Genomic DNA, 18,675 nt, shown 5'->3' with positions numbered 1-18,675 from the left:
CGGATTTTTACACAGCCACTGGATCGGTCAACCGATCCTTAACTGATCGGCATTAGAGTTATGGGGGAGGTTTTTGGTGTTTTACCCTAGCGCTCATCACGCAGTTGTTTGACCCATTTCGTCATCGTGGAAAGACCAACATCCATAGCCTTAGCAGCGTCAGAGACGGTGTAATTTTGGTCGACAACTAACTGAGCTGATTCGCGTTTGAATTCAGGACTAAAATTTCTTCTTTTCATTGATGCACCTGTGTTGTTCTGAGGTGAGCATATCACCTCTGTTCAGGTGGCCAAATTTAGTGTGCCACTACAGTATGAGTCGTCGTGGTAACTGTCACGATAACGCAGTTGCAGAAAGCTTTTTCCAGCTACTGAAGCGTGAACGGATAAAGAAAAAGATCTACGGAATGAGAGAAGAATCCCGAAGCGATATTTTTGATTACATCGAAATGTTTTATAACAGTAAGCGTTGGCATGGATCGAGCGATCAGATATCACCAGCTGAATATGAAAACCAATACTATCAACGGCTAGGAAGTGTCTAGATTATCCGTGGCGATTCACTAAATGTTTCTTAACTTAACTGAGAATATAAATGAAAACTAATCATAATATTGCTGTATTGGCTTCAAATATTGCCATCATGGAACCCTCTGATGGGCTTGAAAAGAAGCTTGAGCTAGCTGAAAAAGAAAATCGCAAGCTTATCATTAAGCTTGGGTTCGACCCTACCGCACCTGATCTTCATCTCGGGCATGCGGTTGTATTGCGTAAATTAAAGCAGTTTCAGGATGCTGGTCACGATATCGTTATTATCATTGGCGATTTTACGGCCTCGATTGGCGATCCGACAGGTCGCAACAAGATGCGCCCACCACTGAGTGAAAAACAAATCGCTCTTAATAGTCAGACCTATCTCGATCAGCTTGGTCGAATTATAGATACTTCGCGTATACAGGTACGACGCAACTCTGACTGGTTTAGAAAAATGGCCTTTTCTGAAATTATCGGGCTTATTTCCCGCGTAACGTTAGCACAAATGATGCAGCGTGATGATTTCAAAAATCGGTATGCTGCTTCCTCACCTATCCATCTACATGAGCTTTTGTATCCGATCCTTCAAGGATATGACTCCGTGATGATCAACGCGGATGTTGAACTTGGTGGTACGGATCAACTTTTTAATAACATGGTAGGGCGAATGCTACAGGAATCCTTCGGACATGGGGGGCAGTCGGTCATCACTATGCCTCTACTGGAGGGATTAGACGGCAAAGATAAGATGAGTAAATCGAAAGGGAATTATATCGCTTTAACGGACAGTCCTGAGGATATGTATGGAAAGATCATGTCGTTACCGGATCATCTTATTATCAGTTATCTCAGTCTGGCCACTAACGCTTCAGCAGAATATATCATTGAGGTCAGAGAGCAGATGGAACGGGGAAAAAATCCCATTGTTATTAAAAAGGATCTGGCACACCAGATAGTTAGTCTCTACCATGATGCGGAAGCAGCTAGCGCTGCTGGCAAACATTTTGAACGGGTATTTCAACAACACAATCCTACTGAAGAGGATCATCTTCCACTTGTCTTTGACGAGCTTATACCGTTTACGCTGATTGATTTCTGTAGTCAGGCTCTTACTGAGATGAGCCGTTCTGAATTGCGGAGGCTGATTCGCTCAGGAGCAGTAAGGGTTAATACTCATAAAGTGACTGATGAACTAGCAATGATTAACCCAGAACCGGGTATGCTTTTATGGTTGGGTAAACATCACCGTTTCATTGTCAGATAGGTACTGAGATTTCTTGTGTGAATTTATTGGATCATATGCTAAAAAGCAAAACGCCCGCTTAAGTTTCCTTAAACGGGCTGATCCTACCCATTATTAGCGGACACTCGACTAAGTGAGTAAACTCTCTACCAGAGATGACTCACATGACAAAGTCTGTATCAACCAGCAAGAAGCCCTGAATATTGCCGAAAGCATTGGCGTTCCTGCTGCCCCGTCAACTCTGTGTCTATGCATCCCTGTTTTATAACTGGTGAACCAAGTTGCAACAGCAACTCACGTCATCCGAACGGGAAAATTAATTGACTACTGAAAACGCGAGTCTCAAACGGCAACTGGTCTGCGATTAAGTTAGTAAGATCAATGTGATGATTTCATACAATCACGAAACGTTGCTGACGAGCATCGGCCAAAGACACTCCGGGATAGGCACCTAACTAAGCCGAGGCGGGATTCTTTTCTATTGATGCGATATTTGAGATACCAGAGACGTGAACCGCTTGGATTAACTAAAAGGTATAGACCGTGAGAATCGGAGACTTTGAAGGGTTTTGCGGATGGTTTTAAGTTGCGGATTTTTGAATCGTTAAGAGACATATGCGGGTCACTCCATTATCGAACCGGAAAGACCCCAAATCTGACCACCAAATTCTCCCGATGCGGAGGGAAAACTGAAAATGCATCGGGAAGACTTTTCACGCTAACCTATTGAATCTACATCGTATAAGGATTCGCAAAGCGGCATGAAAACAAGAATTTGGCTCCTCTGACTGGACTCGAACCAGTGACATACGGATTAACAGTCCGCCGTTCTACCGACTGAACTACAGAGGAATCGTGTGAACGGGGCGCATGATAGCGAGGAGTGCAGCGCATGTCAAAGGCGGAAACGACAATTTTGAATCGTTCGGTGAGAGAATATGCAATTTGACGATATTTTTTCCAATTATCAGTATGTTATTGTGTTTAATCACTACCAAGGTGTATTCACTAGCACTTTTTATATGATGAGAGCTATTGAACCTTGATGTGGCAGTTATTGCATTGTCGTGAGATGGTCTATCTCAATGGGCGCGTAAACTCGATACATCATTGTGCATGTGACTATTGGTTAAAAACATATTAATCATGGTGTTGCTCCGTTAACGAAAAATGACTGGAAATAATAATTTCCCGTCACGGGTGGGATTCCTCACAATGTGAGGCGGCAAAGATAGAGTTGGTTAACCGAAAGTAAATAAACTCGTCGGTCTGGTAATGAATCATCTATTTATAGAACTCGGAGTTATTTGACTTAATATGTTTGAGCGCAGTACTGTTTCTACCTTTAAATCAATATATTCATGATGTTGGGTAAGTTTAAATGATGAAAAAATTACATGTTGCGTTGGCTGCAGGGGTGTTATCGGCTGTTGTTGCATTAACGGGGTGCGATAGCAATGATAATCCGGCTAACCATATTAAAGTTGGCGTGATTAATGGTGCTGAACAAGATGTTGCTGAAATTGCCAAAAAAGTCGCGAAGGAGAAGTACGGCTTGGATGTCGAATTGGTTGGTTTTAGCGGTTCTCTTTTACCGAACGAAGCGACGGATAAAGGCGATTTGGATGCCAATGTGTTTCAGCATCGTCCTTTTCTTGAGCAGCAAAACCGTGAGCATGGCTATAAATTAGTAGCCGTAGGCAATACCTTTGTTTTCCCGATGGCAGGATATTCAAAAAAGATAAAAAATATCAGTGAGTTGAAAGACGGTGATACGATAGCAATTCCCGTTGATCCGACCAATTTAGGACGGGCTCTCTTGCTGATGGCACAAAAAGGGTTAATTGAATTAAAATCGAATACCGGATTATTGCCGACCACATTGGATATCACGTCTAATCCGCGCAACTTGCGTATTATGGAGATTGAAGGTGCACAACTACCGCGTGTGCTGGATGATGCTCAGGTAACGGTAGCAATTATCAGTACTACTTATATTCAGCAAACGGGGTTAACGCCAACCAAAGATGGTATTTTTATCGAAGATAAAGAATCACCTTATGTGAATATCATCGTGGCGCGTGAAAATAACAAGGATGCTGAAAACGTTAGCAAATTTATTAAGGCGTATGAGTCTGACGAAGTGGCTCAAGCTGCCGAAACCATTTTCAATGGCGGCGCGGTAAAAGGTTGGTAGCCGCTAATCGTGCTGGAACAAACTAAACCTGACGATCTGATGCGAGCATGATCGTCAGGTTATTGCGTTAATTATCGTAGATTAGGCTGCAATCTCATCTCTATGAGAATGCGAAAAATACCATTTAACCGTTTTTTTAATGAGTTCTTCAGTAGCATCAACATACTGTTCTGGTGTGGTTTTACTTTCATTTTCAAGAATAAGAGGTAATTCAGTGCATCCAAGAATGATTTTTTCTACCCCACTTTGCAGTAATCGATCTTTTATTGGTGCCAGCATGTTATGTGCAGCAATAACGTCGCCAGCTTTATAGGCATAAATACTTTCCATGACGTGATGTTGTTCTTGCTCTGTTGGAATTTGGCAATCGATGCTATTACCTGCAAGATTATCCTGATAAATACGTGCCTTAATCGTTGCTGTTGTTGCCAATAACCCAACTTTCGATAGCGCTTTGTCTTTAATCACCTGGCAGGTTGTATCAATAATGCTGATCATTTCTACTTGGGTATGTTGTTTGAGGTCATTAAACCAATAGTGTGCTGTATTGCACGGAATAATAATGCATTCGGCACCAGCGTTTTCCAATATCTTCATATATTGAATCATTTTTCCCAAAGGGGAAATACCGTGATCAAGAATGCATTTTGTCCTGTCTGGAATATCAGGGATGGATACGGCAATCATCGGGATATGATCCTGATCTCGAAGTGCCGGTGTGTTTTTAATCAGCTTTTGCATTGCATCAACGGTTGCTCCTGGCCCCATGCCACCAAGAATACCTATAAGACTATTCATGCTATCTGCCTTGTAGTGTTTTGAAATATATTGGAATATTCGCATATTGCAGACGTTTGTGAATTGCTAAATTCCCATCTGCTATGTATGTTTTGCATAGTAAATGGTATCTTCATGCTTTTCTTGGGTTAACGTAGCCGATAGAATAATGTGGTGAAGTATCATGCTGAATAATATTGAGACGAAATGGCTCTACGATTTTATCGCTCTGGAGGAATACCGTAGTTTTACTACGGCAGCCGAGAAAAGAAATATCTCACAATCTTCATTTAGTCGCCGTATTCGCGCATTAGAAACGGCCATCGGTTTTGATATTTTTGATCGTAGTTCTTCTCCATTGCAACTCACCGAGCAGGGGAGAGTCTTTCATGCCCATATTCGTAATACACTGGACGATCTGGAGTATCAGCTCAATAAATTGCACGGTGGAAGTCACTATAAAAATAAAATTACCATTGCTGCTGCCCATTCATTATCTGTCTTCCTGATGCCGGGGTTATTGAAATCTGTACCTGAATCTCAGGAAAAAATATTCTATGTTGAGTCTATCGATGTCGATGAAGCCGTATTAAATCTTAAAGAAGGGCGAAGTGATTTTATTTTTTCGTTTTATAACGAAGAACTGATGTCCGAACCTTTTATGCATGAAAAAATACTGGAATCCCGACTTTATCCTGTCTGCGCCAGTAATAATAACGGAGAACCATTATTCGACATTCACGCCACTTCCGTTCCGTTACTAAATTATACCGATACCAGTTACATGGGACGACAGGTGAGCCGATACCTCTCTTCTGTGGACAGTGACAGATTTACGGTACACTTTGTTTCGTCGATGAGTGACCTGTTAAAGCGGATGGCCAAGAGTGGCTACGGTATTGCGTGGCTACCTGATTATTCCATCAGGGAGGAATTGGATAACCGCGAGTTGGTTATCCTTGATATGGAGAATGCCGTGATGAATATGGGGGTATATCTTTATCGTCTTGACGCCAGGTTGAACATGGCATCAGAAAAATTTTGGCGTTATATGAAAGCACTGCCGCATGAATCATGAGGATAGCTATAAAATAGCTATAATAGCCACTGGCAGCGATATCGCTGCCAGATATACTCGTCATACTTCAAGTTGCGTGTGCGTTGGCTACGTTCAGTCACCCGAATCACTTACTCAAGTAAGCTCATCGGGATTCCTTCGCTTGCCGCCTTCCTGAAACTTGAATTATTTTGGGCATAGCCGTTTTATCATCAGGAGTTCAGGGGCGTTTGAGTTTGTTCGTAGGCCACGTCAGCCGTCTGAGCTTCAGCTTCTTCCTCGTCATCATGGACGTCAGTTTCTAAACTTGCTACAACGGCGGTAGATATGCTGTTACCGATTACGTTGGTTGCAGTACGCCCCATATCCAGGAACTGGTCGATACCAATGATCAGTAAAATCCCGGCTTCTGGCAGGCTGAACATCGGTAACGTGGCCGCCACGACAACCACGGAAGCGCGTGCCACACCAGCCATACCTTTACTGGTAATCATCAGTGTTAACAGGATGAGAATTTGTTGCGTCAGGCTTAGGTCGATGTTGTATGCCTGAGCGATAAACAGAATCGCAAAGGATTGATACATCATGGAACCATCAAGGTTGAAAGAATAGCCTAATGGCAATACGAAGCTGGTGATTTTCTTTGGTACACCAAATTTTGTCAGCGCTTCCATGGTTTTCGGATAGGCGGATTCGCTGCTTGCGGTTGCGAAGGCGAGCATGGTGGGTTCGCGAATCAGTTTTGCCAGTGTAACGATTGCTTTGCCAAGAAAAGCATAGCCAACGGCAAACAGAACCGCCCACAGCAGCGCTAAACCAAGATAGAATTCACCGATAAGTTTACCGAAGTCGTAAATCAGCCCCAGACCCTGAGTGGTAATCGCAGAGGCAATGGCTGCAAATACGGCAATAGGAGCCAGCGCCATCACATAGTCCGTCACGCGGAACATAACTTTAGCTAACTCTTCAATCATCGAAATAATGATGGTTGCATGCTTGTTTTGGTGTTTAACGTAGGCAAGGGCAGAGCCAAAGAATAAAGAGAAAACCAGAATTTGTAGAATTTCGTTGTTGGCCATCGCTTCCACGATACTTTTCGGGAAGATGTGACTAATGAAGTTCTTAAGCGTAAAACCATCGGTGTTCAGACCGGTGGCAACATGCGTCGCTGCGGCAGGAACTTCCAGATTCATGCCTGCACCAGGCTGGAAGAAGTTGGCGAATGCCATACCGATAAGCAGAGAAAGGAATGATGCAGTAACGAACCAGATCATGGCCTTCATACCGATGCGCCCGACGGCGGAGGATTTTCCCATGCTCGCCAAACCGGAAACCAGTGTTGCAAACACCAGTGGGGCAATGATCATCTTGATAAGACGAAGGAATATGTCTGTAACCATATTGAAATAAGACGCAATTTCTTTTGCACGCCCTGCATCCAGATATTGATGACATGCCCATCCAATGAATATCCCTAATATGATAGCAACCGCTATCTGTATCACTAACTTCTGCCTTTGCATATAAACCTCATGTTGATGAATTCACTCTGACAACACAATATTATTGCAGCGAGACGGGGTGGTGTTGATTAATCGAGCACACCAGCTCGTCACCCTGGCCTGTTATTGGGGTGTTGTGTCTGCACGCCGATATTACAGCGAATCTATCTTTTTACATTTTTTTTCTTTGAGTTGAAATGCAATTGTGAACTTCGTCATGCAAAAAATGAATGTCAATGCGTTATGCAATGGGGAAGGGAGATAAATGTTCTTGATTGTAATTAAATAAGCTTGATTATTTTAATTTAAAAACTGATTTTTTGTTTGCCTGGTTTTGGTTTTTGTGATTTTTAATTGATGTTATTTCATTCAATTGATGATGACAAGTTGGATGAAATATTTAATTTAGTTGTGATTTTGTTCTGAGAAATGTTTTTAAATGCACCTGGTGATTAAATATTATTTCTATATTTGTGAAATTGTTGTTTGTTTATTGTAGCCGTGTTCAAAGGTAAAGATGGGTAAAGCGTTATTTATCAAAGAGTGAGAAGACGATATTTCCTCTCCCAGAAATCTTCTTTTTTTCTGCAAAATGAGGATTATTCATCATTGTATTTTCCTTCCTCTTGATAAATCTTCGAGTTAATGGCGATTCAGATCAAGCTATCAACATCATGACATAGGATTTCCGCGCATTAACTCCTACACTGTCTATACCCTTAGTAATCATAATGACTTTTTGCGGTGGTTATGGCGATACGATTGACAGATTCTCCATCTCGGTTGTCGATTCTGTGGCAGGATGCCCTGCTGAAGGTGTCACAAACGTTGCTCCAGCAGCGAAGTATCGAAGCGTTGCTACAAGTGTTGGATAATTTGTCTTTCTCTGTTGTGCGATTTGGGCGAGTTAACTTGCTTTTGATCGATCCTCTGCATAACCAAACGTTATTTTATCGCTACGATCGTCACGGAAACAGAACCCTGTGCAGTGAGGAAACGTCGTTGTTATTGGATGGGCCCGGCGGCATCGTATGGAATACTCATACGCCGTTACACTGTGATCGGGTTCATTTTCAAAGGGAATTTTCCCATCTTGTCGGACTGCCTGCTTACGCAGGTTTAAGTGACTACTGTCAGTTTCCTTTATTGACGCCGCAGCGTTCGCTGGGGGGCGTCGAATTCATTAAGACGGATGGCAGTTTATTTAACGATAGTGAAATTCTATTTTTCAAGTCACTTTCTGATGTGATGACGTTGGCGCTGGAACATATTAGTGAACGAACGCAGGCCCAGCTTGAGGAGGAGCGATTGCGCCATGAGCGAGATCATTTCCGTATTCTGGTCGATGTCACTAATACTGTGATTTCTAAGCTAACGCTAACGGCATTGGCGCAGGAAGTTTCAAAAGAAATTCATCGTTTTTTCGGTATTGATTTTGTGGCGTTGGCGTTGCATGACGTTGATGATGACGATAAAACGCTTAAATATTATGCTACTCATTATCTTTCCGGATGTTCGCCACAGTTAAAAGAGGGTGTGCTTAAGCTATCTGATACTCAAGCAGAAGCCGTGATACGGGACAATAAGATTCTGCTCATCGGGCATGATGACCACAATATTTCGCCGAAACAGCCTCGCTATTTAGCCCAGTGGTTTGATCACAATCTGAAATATGCCTGTTTGCTGCCACTATCGTTTGGTGACCGCGTATTAGGTGTCCTGGAGTTAGCGCACAGTAGTGGATTAACCGTTAGCCGAACGGAAATGAAACTTTTGCAGCAGATTGCGGCGCGCATCGCTATCGCGTTGGATAACGCATTGGCGTATGAACAAATCACGCGTTTGAAAGACAGTCTAATTCACGAAAACTTCTACCTGACAGAACAACTCACTGAGCATACCCAAAGTCTCGGCGGAGATGCGTTTGGTGAGATTATTGGCCGTAGTGCTGCGATTCGTGATGTGCTTGAGCAGGTGGAGATGGTGGCAGCCAGCGATAGCACCGTACTGATCCTGGGCGAAACGGGGACCGGGAAAGAGCTTATTGCCCGAGCGATCCACAGCCTGAGTCCACGCAACGCTAATCGGATGGTGAAAATGAACTGTGCGGCGATCCCGTCTGGTTTGTTGGAAAGCGATTTGTTTGGCCATGAGAAAGGGGCATTCACCGGGGCGTCCAGTCAGCGACAAGGGCGTTTTGAACTGGCTGACAAGAGCACGCTGTTTCTGGATGAAGTCGGGGATATTCCTCTGGAGTTACAGCCTAAGTTACTACGCGTTTTGCAGGAACGGGAAATTGAACGTCTTGGCGGCAGCAAAATCATTCCGGTCGATGTTCGTCTGATTGCCGCCACCAACCGGGATTTGAAGCAAATGGTGGCTGAGCGGGAATATCGCAGCGATCTGTATTATCGATTGAATGTGTTCCCGATAGTGATACCGCCCTTGCGTGAGCGACCCGAAGATATTCCGCTACTGGCGAAGTTTTTTACCCGCAAGATCGCGCGCCGGATGAACCGAACGATTGATAGCATTCCATCTGAAATGCTGCGCCAGTTGAGCAAGCTCCCTTGGCCGGGAAATGTGCGTGAATTAGAAAATGTGATTGAAAGGGCGGTGATCCTGACTCGGGGAACGACGCTGAATTTACAATTGTCTGAGCTACAGCATCCCGTTTCATTACTGGATACACCGAAACCATCATCAATACCGGTACAGGATACGGTCATGCCACCGTCGATAGCGGAGGATGATGAAGAAGAGTCTGAACGTCAGCGTATTATCCGTGTGCTTAGAGAGACGAATGGCATTGTCGCCGGGCCAAAAGGGGCTGCGGCCAAACTGGGGTTAAAACGGACTACGCTATTATCGCGTATGCAGCGGATGGGGATTTCGGTTAAAGCCATCGAAGATATGGAATAACGCAGAGCGGCCAGAAAATCTGACCGCTCTGTATCAGTTAATTAACTTCTTCTGCGGCTCTACGCAGCCGCGCTTTCAGTTCACTGTATTCATGTTGCACGTAGTTTTCTGCGGCTTGTTGATCGTCAATTGCTTCTAACTTGACGGCGCAATACTTATATTCTGGCGTTTTGGAGATAGGATCGAGGTGATCCAACGTTAGTTCGTTACATGCGCCAATCCACCATTGATACGTCATGTAAACCGCGCCTTTATTCACCCGTTCGCTGACGGAGACACGCGTAATGACTTTACCGCGACGTGAGGAAACCCAGGTGAGTTGCTGATCGCGCAGGCCTAATCGTTCGGCATCTTCTGGATTGACCTGAACATAGCCGGGCTCATCTGCCAGCGTTTGCAGTGCGGTGCAGTTACCTGTCATTGAACGGCAGGAGTAATGTCCGACTTCGCGCACGGTGCAGAGTACCAGTGGATAACTATCATCCACCAACTCCATCGGTGGCCGCCACTCGGTAGCGAACAGTAAGCCCTTGCCTCCGGGGCGATCGAATTTATTTCCTTCATACAACCAAGGCGTACCTGGGCTTTCTTCGGTCAGACAAGGCCATGGGATATAACCCAAACCCGCCATTTTTTCGTAAGTAGCGCCGTAATAGAGCGGACACAGGTGACGAAGCTCGTCCCAGATTTCTTGCGTGTTGTTGTAGTGCATGGGATATCCGAGCGCCGTTGCCATCAAGCTGATAATCTCCCAGTCGGGTTTGACATCCCCTTGTGGCTCAACCGCTTTATAGAAACGTTGAAAGCCTCGGTCAGCCGCAGAGTAAACCCCTTCATGTTCACCCCAGGATGTGGCGGGTAAAATGACATCGGCAACGGATGCCGTCTTGGTCATGAAGATATCCTGTACGATGAGCAGTTCCAACTCATTGAATGCTTCTCGCATCATGGAGAGATCCGGTTCAGTTTGCAGCGGATCTTCCCCCATCACGTAGTTAGCTCTGATCTTGCCTTCTTTAATTTTGTGCGGCACATCGGTCAGGGAATAACCGACTTTATCTGACAGGCTGGCAACGCCCCAGGCTTTGGCAAATTTATCCAAAACGGCAGGGTCGGTGACTTTTTGATAACCAGGGTACACATTAGGTAGCGCACCCATATCGCAGGCACCCTGCACGTTATTTTGACCACGTACTGGGCCGACTCCCACATTGGGTCGACCTAAATTACCTGTCAGCAAAGCCAGACCAGACAGGCCTTTCACTACATCAACACCCTGACCCCATTGGGTCACACCCATGCCCCATAAAATAGTTGCCGAGGGCGCAGCGGCATACATACGCATCGCATCACGAATCAGCTGTGGCGATAGCCCGGTGATTTCCGCGACATATTCTGGTGTGTATTTGGCAACAATCTGACGGTATTCTTCAAAACCCTCTGTATGACGTGCAACATAATCCTTGTTGTACAGCCCCTCATTAATCAGCACATTGGCAAATGCGTTGACTAGCGCCATGTTAGAACCGTTATTTAGCGGTAGCCATAAATCGGCGATACGCGCAGTTTCAATGTGGCGGGGATCGCACACAATAATTTTAGCGCCACGTGCTTTGGCTTTCAGAATCCGGCGAGCGACGATAGGGTGCGAGTCAGCGGCGTTATAGCCGAACACCAGAATACATTCGGTGTGTTCAATTTCGCAGATGGAGTTGCTCATGGCTCCGTTGCCCAGCGTAACCTGTAAACCCGCGACGGAAGGGCCGTGACAGACCCGGGCGCAGCAGTCGACATTGTTATTGCCGGTGACGGCACGGGCGAATTTCTGCATCACATAATTGGTTTCGTTACCTGGTCCGCGCGATGAACCCGTATGCATGATCGCGTCGGCACCATATTTCTCTTTAATGGCCCGCAGCCGGGAACTCGCAAATTCAATCGCCTCATCCCAGGAAACGGCTTCAAATGGTGCGCCTTTCTGACGACGAATCAATGGTTGTTTTAGGCGTGGCGTCAATAATTTGGTGTCGTTGAGAAAATCCCAACCGTAATAGCCTTTCAGGCATAGTTCACCTTCGTTAGTGACGCCATTGGCACCCTCGGCTCCTACCACTTTACCGTTTTCTACCAGCAGGTTAATTTTGCAGCCTGACCCGCAATAAGGACAGACAGTGATCACTTTCTGCATGATGATTATTCTCCTTCAGCGTACCTTGGTGGCACTGTTCAGAACTGCATTCCTGCGGCTTCATCGAGCGCCGCACGCCGTTGTTTTCGTTGGATCATGGCCTGAATATCATCACGGCTGATCATATGTAGGGCTTTCGTTGGGCAAACCTCAATGCAAGCCGGTCCCGCCGCTCGCCCTGAGCAAAGATCGCATTTCTGCGCCTCGGCTTTGATACTGTTACCCAACACCTGATAATGGCTGATACGGGCAACGGGTTTACTGATCACGGTCATAGCACCGTAAGGGCAGGCCACAACGCAGGTTTTACAACCAATGCATTTTTCCTGCTGAACCTGAATGCTGTCGTCGGCATGAGTAATAGCGCCATTCGGACAGACGTTGGCACAAGGGGCATCTTCACACTGGCGGCATTGTATGGTGGTGCTAATGCTTAACCCTTTAACGACCTTAAGGCGTGGTGAAAAGTGTTCAGGGGATAATGAGGCTGTCTTTCCGTCGCTGTGCGCCAATACACAGGCGACTTCGCACGTGCGACAGCCAATACATTTTTGGGAATCTGCAATAACGAACCGGTTCATGACATCGTCTCCGACCTAGGCCCAGATAAAAAAGCGTGGTGTCGAAATAGTGGAGCAGTGACACATATCCTTATATAAAGCAGGGTTTATGCCAATACGCGCATTAAAATGTAATTGGCTGAATAATATATAAATTTAGTGTTTTTGAACGTATGTTCAGGATGATGTAGGCAAGGGTGACGACGACAAAAACGTGATTTCGGCAGATCTGACGAAAATAAGTGATAGAGCAAATAATGATCTTCGTGACAGTTTCATGACAATTAATGTTAAGAGTTTTTTTCCTGAAACGTATATTTTGTCGGGGATCAAAATAATAACGACAGGTATTGTCATGTCAGAAACCATAATCAGAAAAGAGATAAACGGTTTTCACGTTTATGAAAAATCCCGTAATGGGGGTTATGTACAGATTTTGCGCGATTTTTCTCAGGGGAAAATAAGTTATAAGCCTCTCAACAGTGGCAGTGAAGATCGTAAAGTCTATTTAATTGATGTTGAGGGCACAAAATATGTACTGAAATGGGAAAAAGAATTGGATCCAAGATTAGAGAAGCGGATATCGCGCTTTATCTTTGGTCCTTATTACTCTCGGTTAATTTATCGTGTTGCGGCAGCGCGTAAACAAGGATGCACGAGAACGGCAAACATCTATGCGGTTGCTGAAAAAGTCAGGCACCGCGAAGCCAAGGAAACTTATGTTCTGGCTGAATACATTGAAGGGACACCGCTGGCCGAACTGCATGATTTGTCTCCCTATAAAGCTGAAATTAAAGCCTGTGTTGAGAACTTGCATCGTCATCGATTAGCGTCTAATGATATCCATCCCGGTAATCTCATCCTTAGTACGGATGGGATACGCGTGATTGATTTGTCTGATTCAGGTAGCTTGACGATCTGTCAGGTGAACGATGCTTTTGCATTGAAAAAGTTTTATGACATTGATTTAAAAATGCATAATTTCATTTATTCCCTCATTGGCTTCCGTAACCGCTTCCGGGATTTCTCCAGGAAAATACGTGGTAAAAAGCGTTAAGTCTGCTCAATAGCCTCTCTATTGGCTCGTTTCGTCGTCGGTTGGTTCCGGCGATGAAACGGCCAGATTCAGCCTTTCATCTTCTCGTCATAATTTGACATAAAACTGAGTTAATCCCCCTCATTGTTATCTATTCATGCCTATACTTCATTTTAATAACAGGTGTTATATCAGGACAGGGAAGGCATCAGTTGTTGAACCGTTACGCTATTGGTCGTTTTTGCTGCATCTCTAATTTTATTTTGATCGGTATCTGAATCAGGGATTCCGGAATGCCTGCGTGTTCTCGTTGCACCGCCGAATGCGAAACGTTAAGGCTACACAGTGGTGATTAAAAACGAATACTTTCCAGGCCCGAGTTGGCGTGGAATTTATTTGATAAATTCGCGGAGTGTATTATGAGTTTTCTGAAAAACATTAGCATAAAATTCATGGTGCTAATTATCGTGGCATTCTTATTGTTGGCATGGGGTGTGGCGTCAGGGTTCAGCCTTTACTCTCTGTATCAGGTCACTCATCTGCTTGATAAAAGCGAAGTACAACGGAAAACGTATTCCCACCTGGTCTATGGGTCAGATCAATATTTTCGTGCCGTGACTCGAATGGAACGCACGATGGACTATTTGCAGCACAACGATCTTGAGAACGCCAGAAAGACGTTGGATATGGCGCAAATAGCCATAAACAATACTAAGTCGTCATTGGAAAAATTCAGTGAATCGGAGCATGTCGGTTCAGATCCTGATGCGATGAATACGGTAAAAAACACCTGGTCAACGTTAATCACGACGGCGATTGATCCGATGAATAGTGCGCTACAACGCAATGATGTTGAAGGGTTTCGACAAGTCTTTCGAGGCGTTTACCCACCGGTGAGTTTAGCCTTCGGTGATGACATTAAACGCTATACCGATCAGGTTATGGATGCGAATGTTATTCCTGATATCAACGCACACAACGAACGTAATCGTAATATGCTGATAGGTGCCATGATCATCGGTATTTTGATACTGATTTTCACGGAATATTATCTGAGAAATTATCTGGTCATACCGATTGCCGTGTTGAAATCCCACTTGGGGCAGTTGACTGCCGGCAGATTGGGATGTGAATTGGCGGAGTTCGGCCGTAACTGCGCAGGCAGATTAATACCCGATATCAAATCATTGCAAAAAAGCCTGCGTGATACGGTCACGGTGATTCGTGAGAGCGCCACTGCGATTGGTCATGGCACCTCAAATATCAGGAATGGCAATGACGATCTGTCCAGTCGCACGGAAGAACAAGCCGCAGCATTGCAACAGACGGCTGCCAGCATGGAACAGATCAGCGCGACGGTAAAACATACGACTGATAATGTTCATGAGGCTCGTAAGCGGGCACAGGATGCCTCTAATATGGCGAAAGAAGGCGGCGAGCTTAGCCGTAGCGTCATGGCGACCATGAATAATATCAGTGCCAGTTCGCGTAAAATTGCGGATATTACGACGGTCATTAATGGTATCGCCTTCCAAACGAATATTTTGGCACTGAACGCGGCCGTTGAAGCGGCTAGAGCGGGTGAAGAGGGGCGGGGGTTTGCGGTAGTTGCAGGCGAAGTGCGTAATCTGGCGCAACGTAGCGCTCAAGCGGCAAAAGAAATTGAAGCGTTAATTGCTGAGTCGGTCGAGAGAGTGGAAACAGGATCGGATCAGGTTAAACACTCCGGTGAGGCGATGACATCGATTATTGATGCGATTGCTCATGTGAATGATTTGATTAGCGAGATTGCGGCGGCAACGGATGAACAGACTCGCGGGATTACGCAAATAAGCCAGGCGGTACATGAGATGGACAGCGTTACCCAGCAAAACGCCGCATTGGTGCTGGAAGCGGCTGAGTCGGCTGCACGACTGGACGCACAGACGGAAGAGCTTTCTGCGGCGGTGGATGTTTTTCAACTGGGGACTGATACACCTCTTTTGACAGGAGCCGATCGCATTTCTCCGCCGTCACGGATGGTGAGCGAACCGGCAGTATCACGGCGTAGCACGAATATTTCACTTGTATCGACGGACGGGCATAGCAATAACTGGGAGAAGTTCTGAGTTGATGTTTAGTGATATGGATAGCGTGAGTCTGTGATTTTGATGGTCATACACGCGGTAGCTTAATGATGGCTACCGCGTTGTCATGATTACGATATACCCGTCATACTTCAAGTTGCATGTGCGTTGGCTGCGTTCAGTCACCCGAATCACTTACTCAAGTAAGCTCATCGGGATTCCTTCTCTTGCCGCCTTCCTGAAACTTGAATTATTTTGGGTATAACTCCTCAAATCCCCCATTTCCTTGCCAATCGCTTAAGCGTTGGTAAAGCTGTTCCACCGCCTGTTCGACTTCGGCACTGATTGGAAAATAAAATGCGACCAGTGCAGGTTGAATACCAACAAAAATAACGTCAGGAATATCTTCCTGTAATTGTTCGATAAGAAAATTGAGTGGCAGATTGTGGGTGTTCATCAGCATATCTTGTGCAATACGCGATGGGTCGACAATTCGAATTTCTCCCGGCGCCAGCCCCATATCGGTTGCATCGACGACCAGTAACCGTTTGGGATGACTTTTCCGTAATAGATGTGCTGCATTTTCGGGGATGGCCCCACCGTCAATCACTGACCAGCCAGCCACAGGATGCTGCGTCATTCGTTCGGCCAGTAAAGGCCCGGCACCATCGTCACCCATCATGCTATTGCCGACCGTCAGTACCATGTTGTCGTATCGTGATTCGTCATTTATGTCTAATTTCAGATTAGTCATCGAGGCGTCTCACCATTAAATAAAGTGCGGTTTCTTGTTCAATGGCTGCCAGATAATCCAGTAACGTTTGAGTCCATTGCGCATAACTATCTTTTTTTAAATTGCCTTTTTTTAAATTGTCTTGTTTTAAACTACCTTGTTTTAAACCATCTTGTTCTACGTTAAGTGAACCGAACGCATAACCCAGCAGTTTGGTATGACTGCTATCAATCATTATTTCGCCAAATTTCATTAAGCCTGCCATTTTCCGCTGTGCTTCACCTTCAGGAAGCTGTGCTATCCAGCGTTTATAGTCATCCAGCGGACAAACGAGTATTTTTTTCAGGCAGTCGATGACACCAACATGATGGCCGATAGACAATGAGTAATACATCACCTGCTGGGCTTTCTCTGGCACGTTTCCTTTGGGTTTATCTTGCTCATCAAGAAATTTCTTGTTCAATGCATAGAAAATGACCTGGGTACTCATCGGTAGCGTTCTCCATTCAGCAATGACAAATAGATTTGCTGTAATTGTCCAACAATTTCATTCAGCCGAGGATCGTTTTGTTCCTGTAGCCAATTGGCGATACGTTGATCTAATCCCTCTAATGACTGGTTTTCCAGTCGGGCCAGAAACGCATCGCTAATTTCTCTGCCCTGACGGTATCCCGCCATACGGCGAGCTTCTCGTTCCAGCAGAATGCGCAAATCTAACGGCACATCGGGATGAATTAATGCGGCTTTCTCATGTTCGCTTTGCTGGTGGTTGCTACCGTGTAGTTTTTGCTCCAGTAATCCGAGTGCGACGGCAAAGCCGTAAATGGTGGCCGCTGGCGTGGGAGGACAACCAGGAATGTAGACATCGATTGGCACGATGGTGTCACTTCCTCCCCATACGCAGTAAAGATCATGGAAAATGCCGCCGCCACAGCCGCAGGCACCGTAGGAGATACAAATTTTCGGATCGGGGGCGGATTCATAAGCGCGCAATGCCGGTGTTCTCATTGCTCGAGTCACTGCGCCAGTAAACAGTAATATATCGGCGTGACGCGGCGAGGCAACGACTTTGATACCAAATCGCTCTGCATCAAACAACGGCGTAATCGCCGCGAAAATCTCAATTTCACATCCGTTACAGCCGCCACAGTCCACGCGATAAACGTAAGCAGAACGTTGGATATCTTTCAGCAGCGTTTTCTTAAGTTTCTGCGACTGTTCATCGAGTGTAATCGGGGTGGTGCGATAGTGATCGACACCGGTGGGCAGGGTGCTCATGATTTGCTCCCTTTTAAAGAAGAGGATGATTGACCGATTGCGGGCGAAAGATACTGACTCAGCATGACATTGCCCTTGTGGTTCATATTTTGTTTACGCTTGCATTCAGGGCAGGTTTCAAAACGGGAGCGCTGCGAGTCGATTTCCTCTTTGGATAGCCCGGACTGCGTCAGTAGCGCCATCGTATATTCCACCTCTTTTTGTGGCGCGAAAGGTCGATGACAAACATGGCAGTTCAGTAGCGTAAACGTTGCCCGTTGGTAGAGATCGGCTTTGTTACTTACGGCCATCTCGAACTCTTGCGATAGCACGATTGCGCGTGTCGGGCACACTTCCTCACAGCGTCCGCAGAAAATGCACCGACCCAGAAACAACTGCCAGGTACGCGTGCCGCTAGCGATATCGGTTTCCATCGTCAGCGCATTCGCCGGACATGCCATGGTACACGCCGCACAGGCGATACACTGTTCGGCATTGTACTCGGGTTTGCCACGAAATCCTGCCGTGACCTCCAGCGGTTTGAACGGGTATTTCACCGTGCTATTCCCCGCCTTGAGGAGTGTTTTAAACAGTTTCAGCATGA

The 18,675-nt window shown here is 45.6% G+C and carries 14 protein-coding genes, 1 tRNA gene and 3 pseudogenes; 7 read left to right on the top strand and 11 right to left on the bottom strand.

Annotated elements, in window-relative coordinates; all coding sequences use genetic code 11:
* Window positions 1-89: 89 nt before the first annotated feature.
* Window positions 90-239 (bottom strand): annotated as a pseudogene (locus ACKPVM_RS04930) (transposase); the annotation flags it as partial.
* A gap of 71 nt (window positions 240-310) precedes the next feature.
* On the opposite strand from ACKPVM_RS04930, the pseudogene ACKPVM_RS04925 reads away from it, so the two are divergent.
* Window positions 311-544, top strand: a pseudogene (locus ACKPVM_RS04925) (IS3 family transposase); the annotation flags it as partial.
* 50 nt (window positions 545-594) lie between these two features.
* Window positions 595-1,797 carry a tyrosine--tRNA ligase gene (tyrS, locus tag ACKPVM_RS04920; RefSeq protein ID WP_409307375.1) on the top strand — a complete coding sequence of 401 codons (1,203 nt, stop codon included), beginning with the start codon at window positions 595-597 and terminating at the stop codon, window positions 1,795-1,797.
* Between the two features lie 386 nt (window positions 1,798-2,183).
* On the opposite strand, the pseudogene ACKPVM_RS04915 reads toward tyrS, so the two are convergent.
* Window positions 2,184-2,391, bottom strand: a pseudogene (locus ACKPVM_RS04915) (Arm DNA-binding domain-containing protein); the annotation flags it as partial.
* A 161-nt stretch (window positions 2,392-2,552) separates the two neighbouring features.
* Window positions 2,553-2,628: transfer RNA gene (locus ACKPVM_RS04910), tRNA-Asn, on the bottom strand.
* A gap of 532 nt (window positions 2,629-3,160) precedes the next feature.
* Between ACKPVM_RS04910 and nlpA the strand changes: the two genes are divergently transcribed.
* Complete coding sequence (gene nlpA / locus ACKPVM_RS04905) at window positions 3,161-3,973, top strand: lipoprotein NlpA (RefSeq protein ID WP_409307408.1); 813 nt, start codon at window positions 3,161-3,163, stop codon at window positions 3,971-3,973.
* Window positions 3,974-4,054: 81 nt separating this feature from the next.
* Here nlpA and cuyB read toward each other — a convergent pair whose 3' ends face one another.
* Entirely contained in the window at window positions 4,055-4,771 is a 717-nt protein-coding gene (gene cuyB / locus ACKPVM_RS04900) for a cysteate racemase (protein ID WP_409307373.1), read from the bottom strand.
* A gap of 163 nt (window positions 4,772-4,934) precedes the next feature.
* On the opposite strand from cuyB, the gene hypT reads away from it, so the two are divergent.
* Window positions 4,935-5,828 (top strand): hypochlorite stress DNA-binding transcriptional regulator HypT, encoded by an 894-nt coding sequence (hypT, locus tag ACKPVM_RS04895; protein ID WP_409307372.1) that lies wholly within the window; start codon window positions 4,935-4,937, stop codon window positions 5,826-5,828.
* Window positions 5,829-6,019: 191 nt separating this feature from the next.
* On the opposite strand, the gene ACKPVM_RS04890 is transcribed toward hypT, so the two are convergent.
* Window positions 6,020-7,330, bottom strand: coding sequence for a dicarboxylate/amino acid:cation symporter (locus ACKPVM_RS04890; protein ID WP_409307371.1), 1,311 nt, complete (start codon window positions 7,328-7,330; stop codon window positions 6,020-6,022).
* A gap of 729 nt (window positions 7,331-8,059) precedes the next feature.
* Between ACKPVM_RS04890 and flhA the strand changes: the two genes are divergently transcribed.
* On the top strand, window positions 8,060-10,231 hold the full coding sequence (gene flhA / locus ACKPVM_RS04885; protein ID WP_409307369.1) for a formate hydrogenlyase transcriptional activator FlhA: 2,172 nt from the start codon (window positions 8,060-8,062) through the stop codon (window positions 10,229-10,231).
* Window positions 10,232-10,268: 37 nt separating this feature from the next.
* Here the strand turns inward: flhA and fdhF are convergent, their stop codons facing one another.
* Together fdhF and ACKPVM_RS04875 are read right to left on the bottom strand one after the other, a co-directional pair.
* Window positions 10,269-12,419 (bottom strand): formate dehydrogenase subunit alpha, encoded by a 2,151-nt coding sequence (gene fdhF / locus ACKPVM_RS04880; RefSeq protein WP_409307368.1) that lies wholly within the window; start codon window positions 12,417-12,419, stop codon window positions 10,269-10,271.
* A 38-nt stretch (window positions 12,420-12,457) separates the two neighbouring features.
* Window positions 12,458-13,000 (bottom strand): 4Fe-4S dicluster domain-containing protein, encoded by a 543-nt coding sequence (locus ACKPVM_RS04875; protein ID WP_409307367.1) that lies wholly within the window; start codon window positions 12,998-13,000, stop codon window positions 12,458-12,460.
* 193 nt (window positions 13,001-13,193) lie between these two features.
* On the opposite strand from ACKPVM_RS04875, the gene ACKPVM_RS04870 reads away from it, so the two are divergent.
* Together ACKPVM_RS04870 and ACKPVM_RS04865 are read left to right on the top strand one after the other, a co-directional pair.
* Window positions 13,194-14,036 carry a lipopolysaccharide core heptose(II) kinase RfaY gene (locus tag ACKPVM_RS04870; protein ID WP_409307366.1) on the top strand — a complete coding sequence of 281 codons (843 nt, stop codon included), beginning with the start codon at window positions 13,194-13,196 and terminating at the stop codon, window positions 14,034-14,036.
* A 398-nt stretch (window positions 14,037-14,434) separates the two neighbouring features.
* On the top strand, window positions 14,435-16,123 hold the full coding sequence (locus ACKPVM_RS04865; RefSeq protein WP_409307364.1) for a methyl-accepting chemotaxis protein: 1,689 nt from the start codon (window positions 14,435-14,437) through the stop codon (window positions 16,121-16,123).
* A gap of 208 nt (window positions 16,124-16,331) precedes the next feature.
* On the opposite strand, the gene hycI is transcribed toward ACKPVM_RS04865, so the two are convergent.
* From hycI to hyfH, 4 genes are read right to left on the bottom strand one after another with little or no spacing between them, the layout of a single operon-like run.
* Window positions 16,332-16,835, bottom strand: coding sequence for a hydrogenase maturation peptidase HycI (gene hycI / locus ACKPVM_RS04860; protein WP_409307362.1), 504 nt, complete (start codon window positions 16,833-16,835; stop codon window positions 16,332-16,334).
* A complete protein-coding gene (locus tag ACKPVM_RS04855) occupies window positions 16,828-17,304 on the bottom strand; it encodes a formate hydrogenlyase maturation HycH family protein (RefSeq protein ID WP_409307361.1) in 477 nt (158 codons plus the stop codon). Before ACKPVM_RS04855 ends, hycI begins: the two co-directional genes overlap by 8 nt.
* Window positions 17,301-18,092 (bottom strand): NADH-quinone oxidoreductase subunit B family protein, encoded by a 792-nt coding sequence (locus ACKPVM_RS04850; RefSeq protein WP_409307360.1) that lies wholly within the window; start codon window positions 18,090-18,092, stop codon window positions 17,301-17,303. The genes ACKPVM_RS04855 and ACKPVM_RS04850 overlap by 4 nt, the downstream gene beginning before the upstream one ends.
* The gene (gene hyfH / locus ACKPVM_RS04845; protein ID WP_409307358.1) at window positions 18,089-18,673 is read right to left on the bottom strand and encodes a hydrogenase 4 subunit H; all 585 of its coding nucleotides are present in this window, start codon (window positions 18,671-18,673) and stop codon (window positions 18,089-18,091) included. The genes ACKPVM_RS04850 and hyfH overlap by 4 nt, the downstream gene beginning before the upstream one ends.
* Window positions 18,674-18,675 lie beyond the last annotated feature (2 nt).

This window comes from Pectobacterium hainanensis (genome assembly GCF_046237015.1).
In the GTDB taxonomy this organism is placed as follows: domain Bacteria; phylum Pseudomonadota; class Gammaproteobacteria; order Enterobacterales; family Enterobacteriaceae; genus JBJYIN01.
Note: the sequence above shows the minus strand (reverse complement) of the source record. Positions and strands in the feature narration are given on the sequence as shown.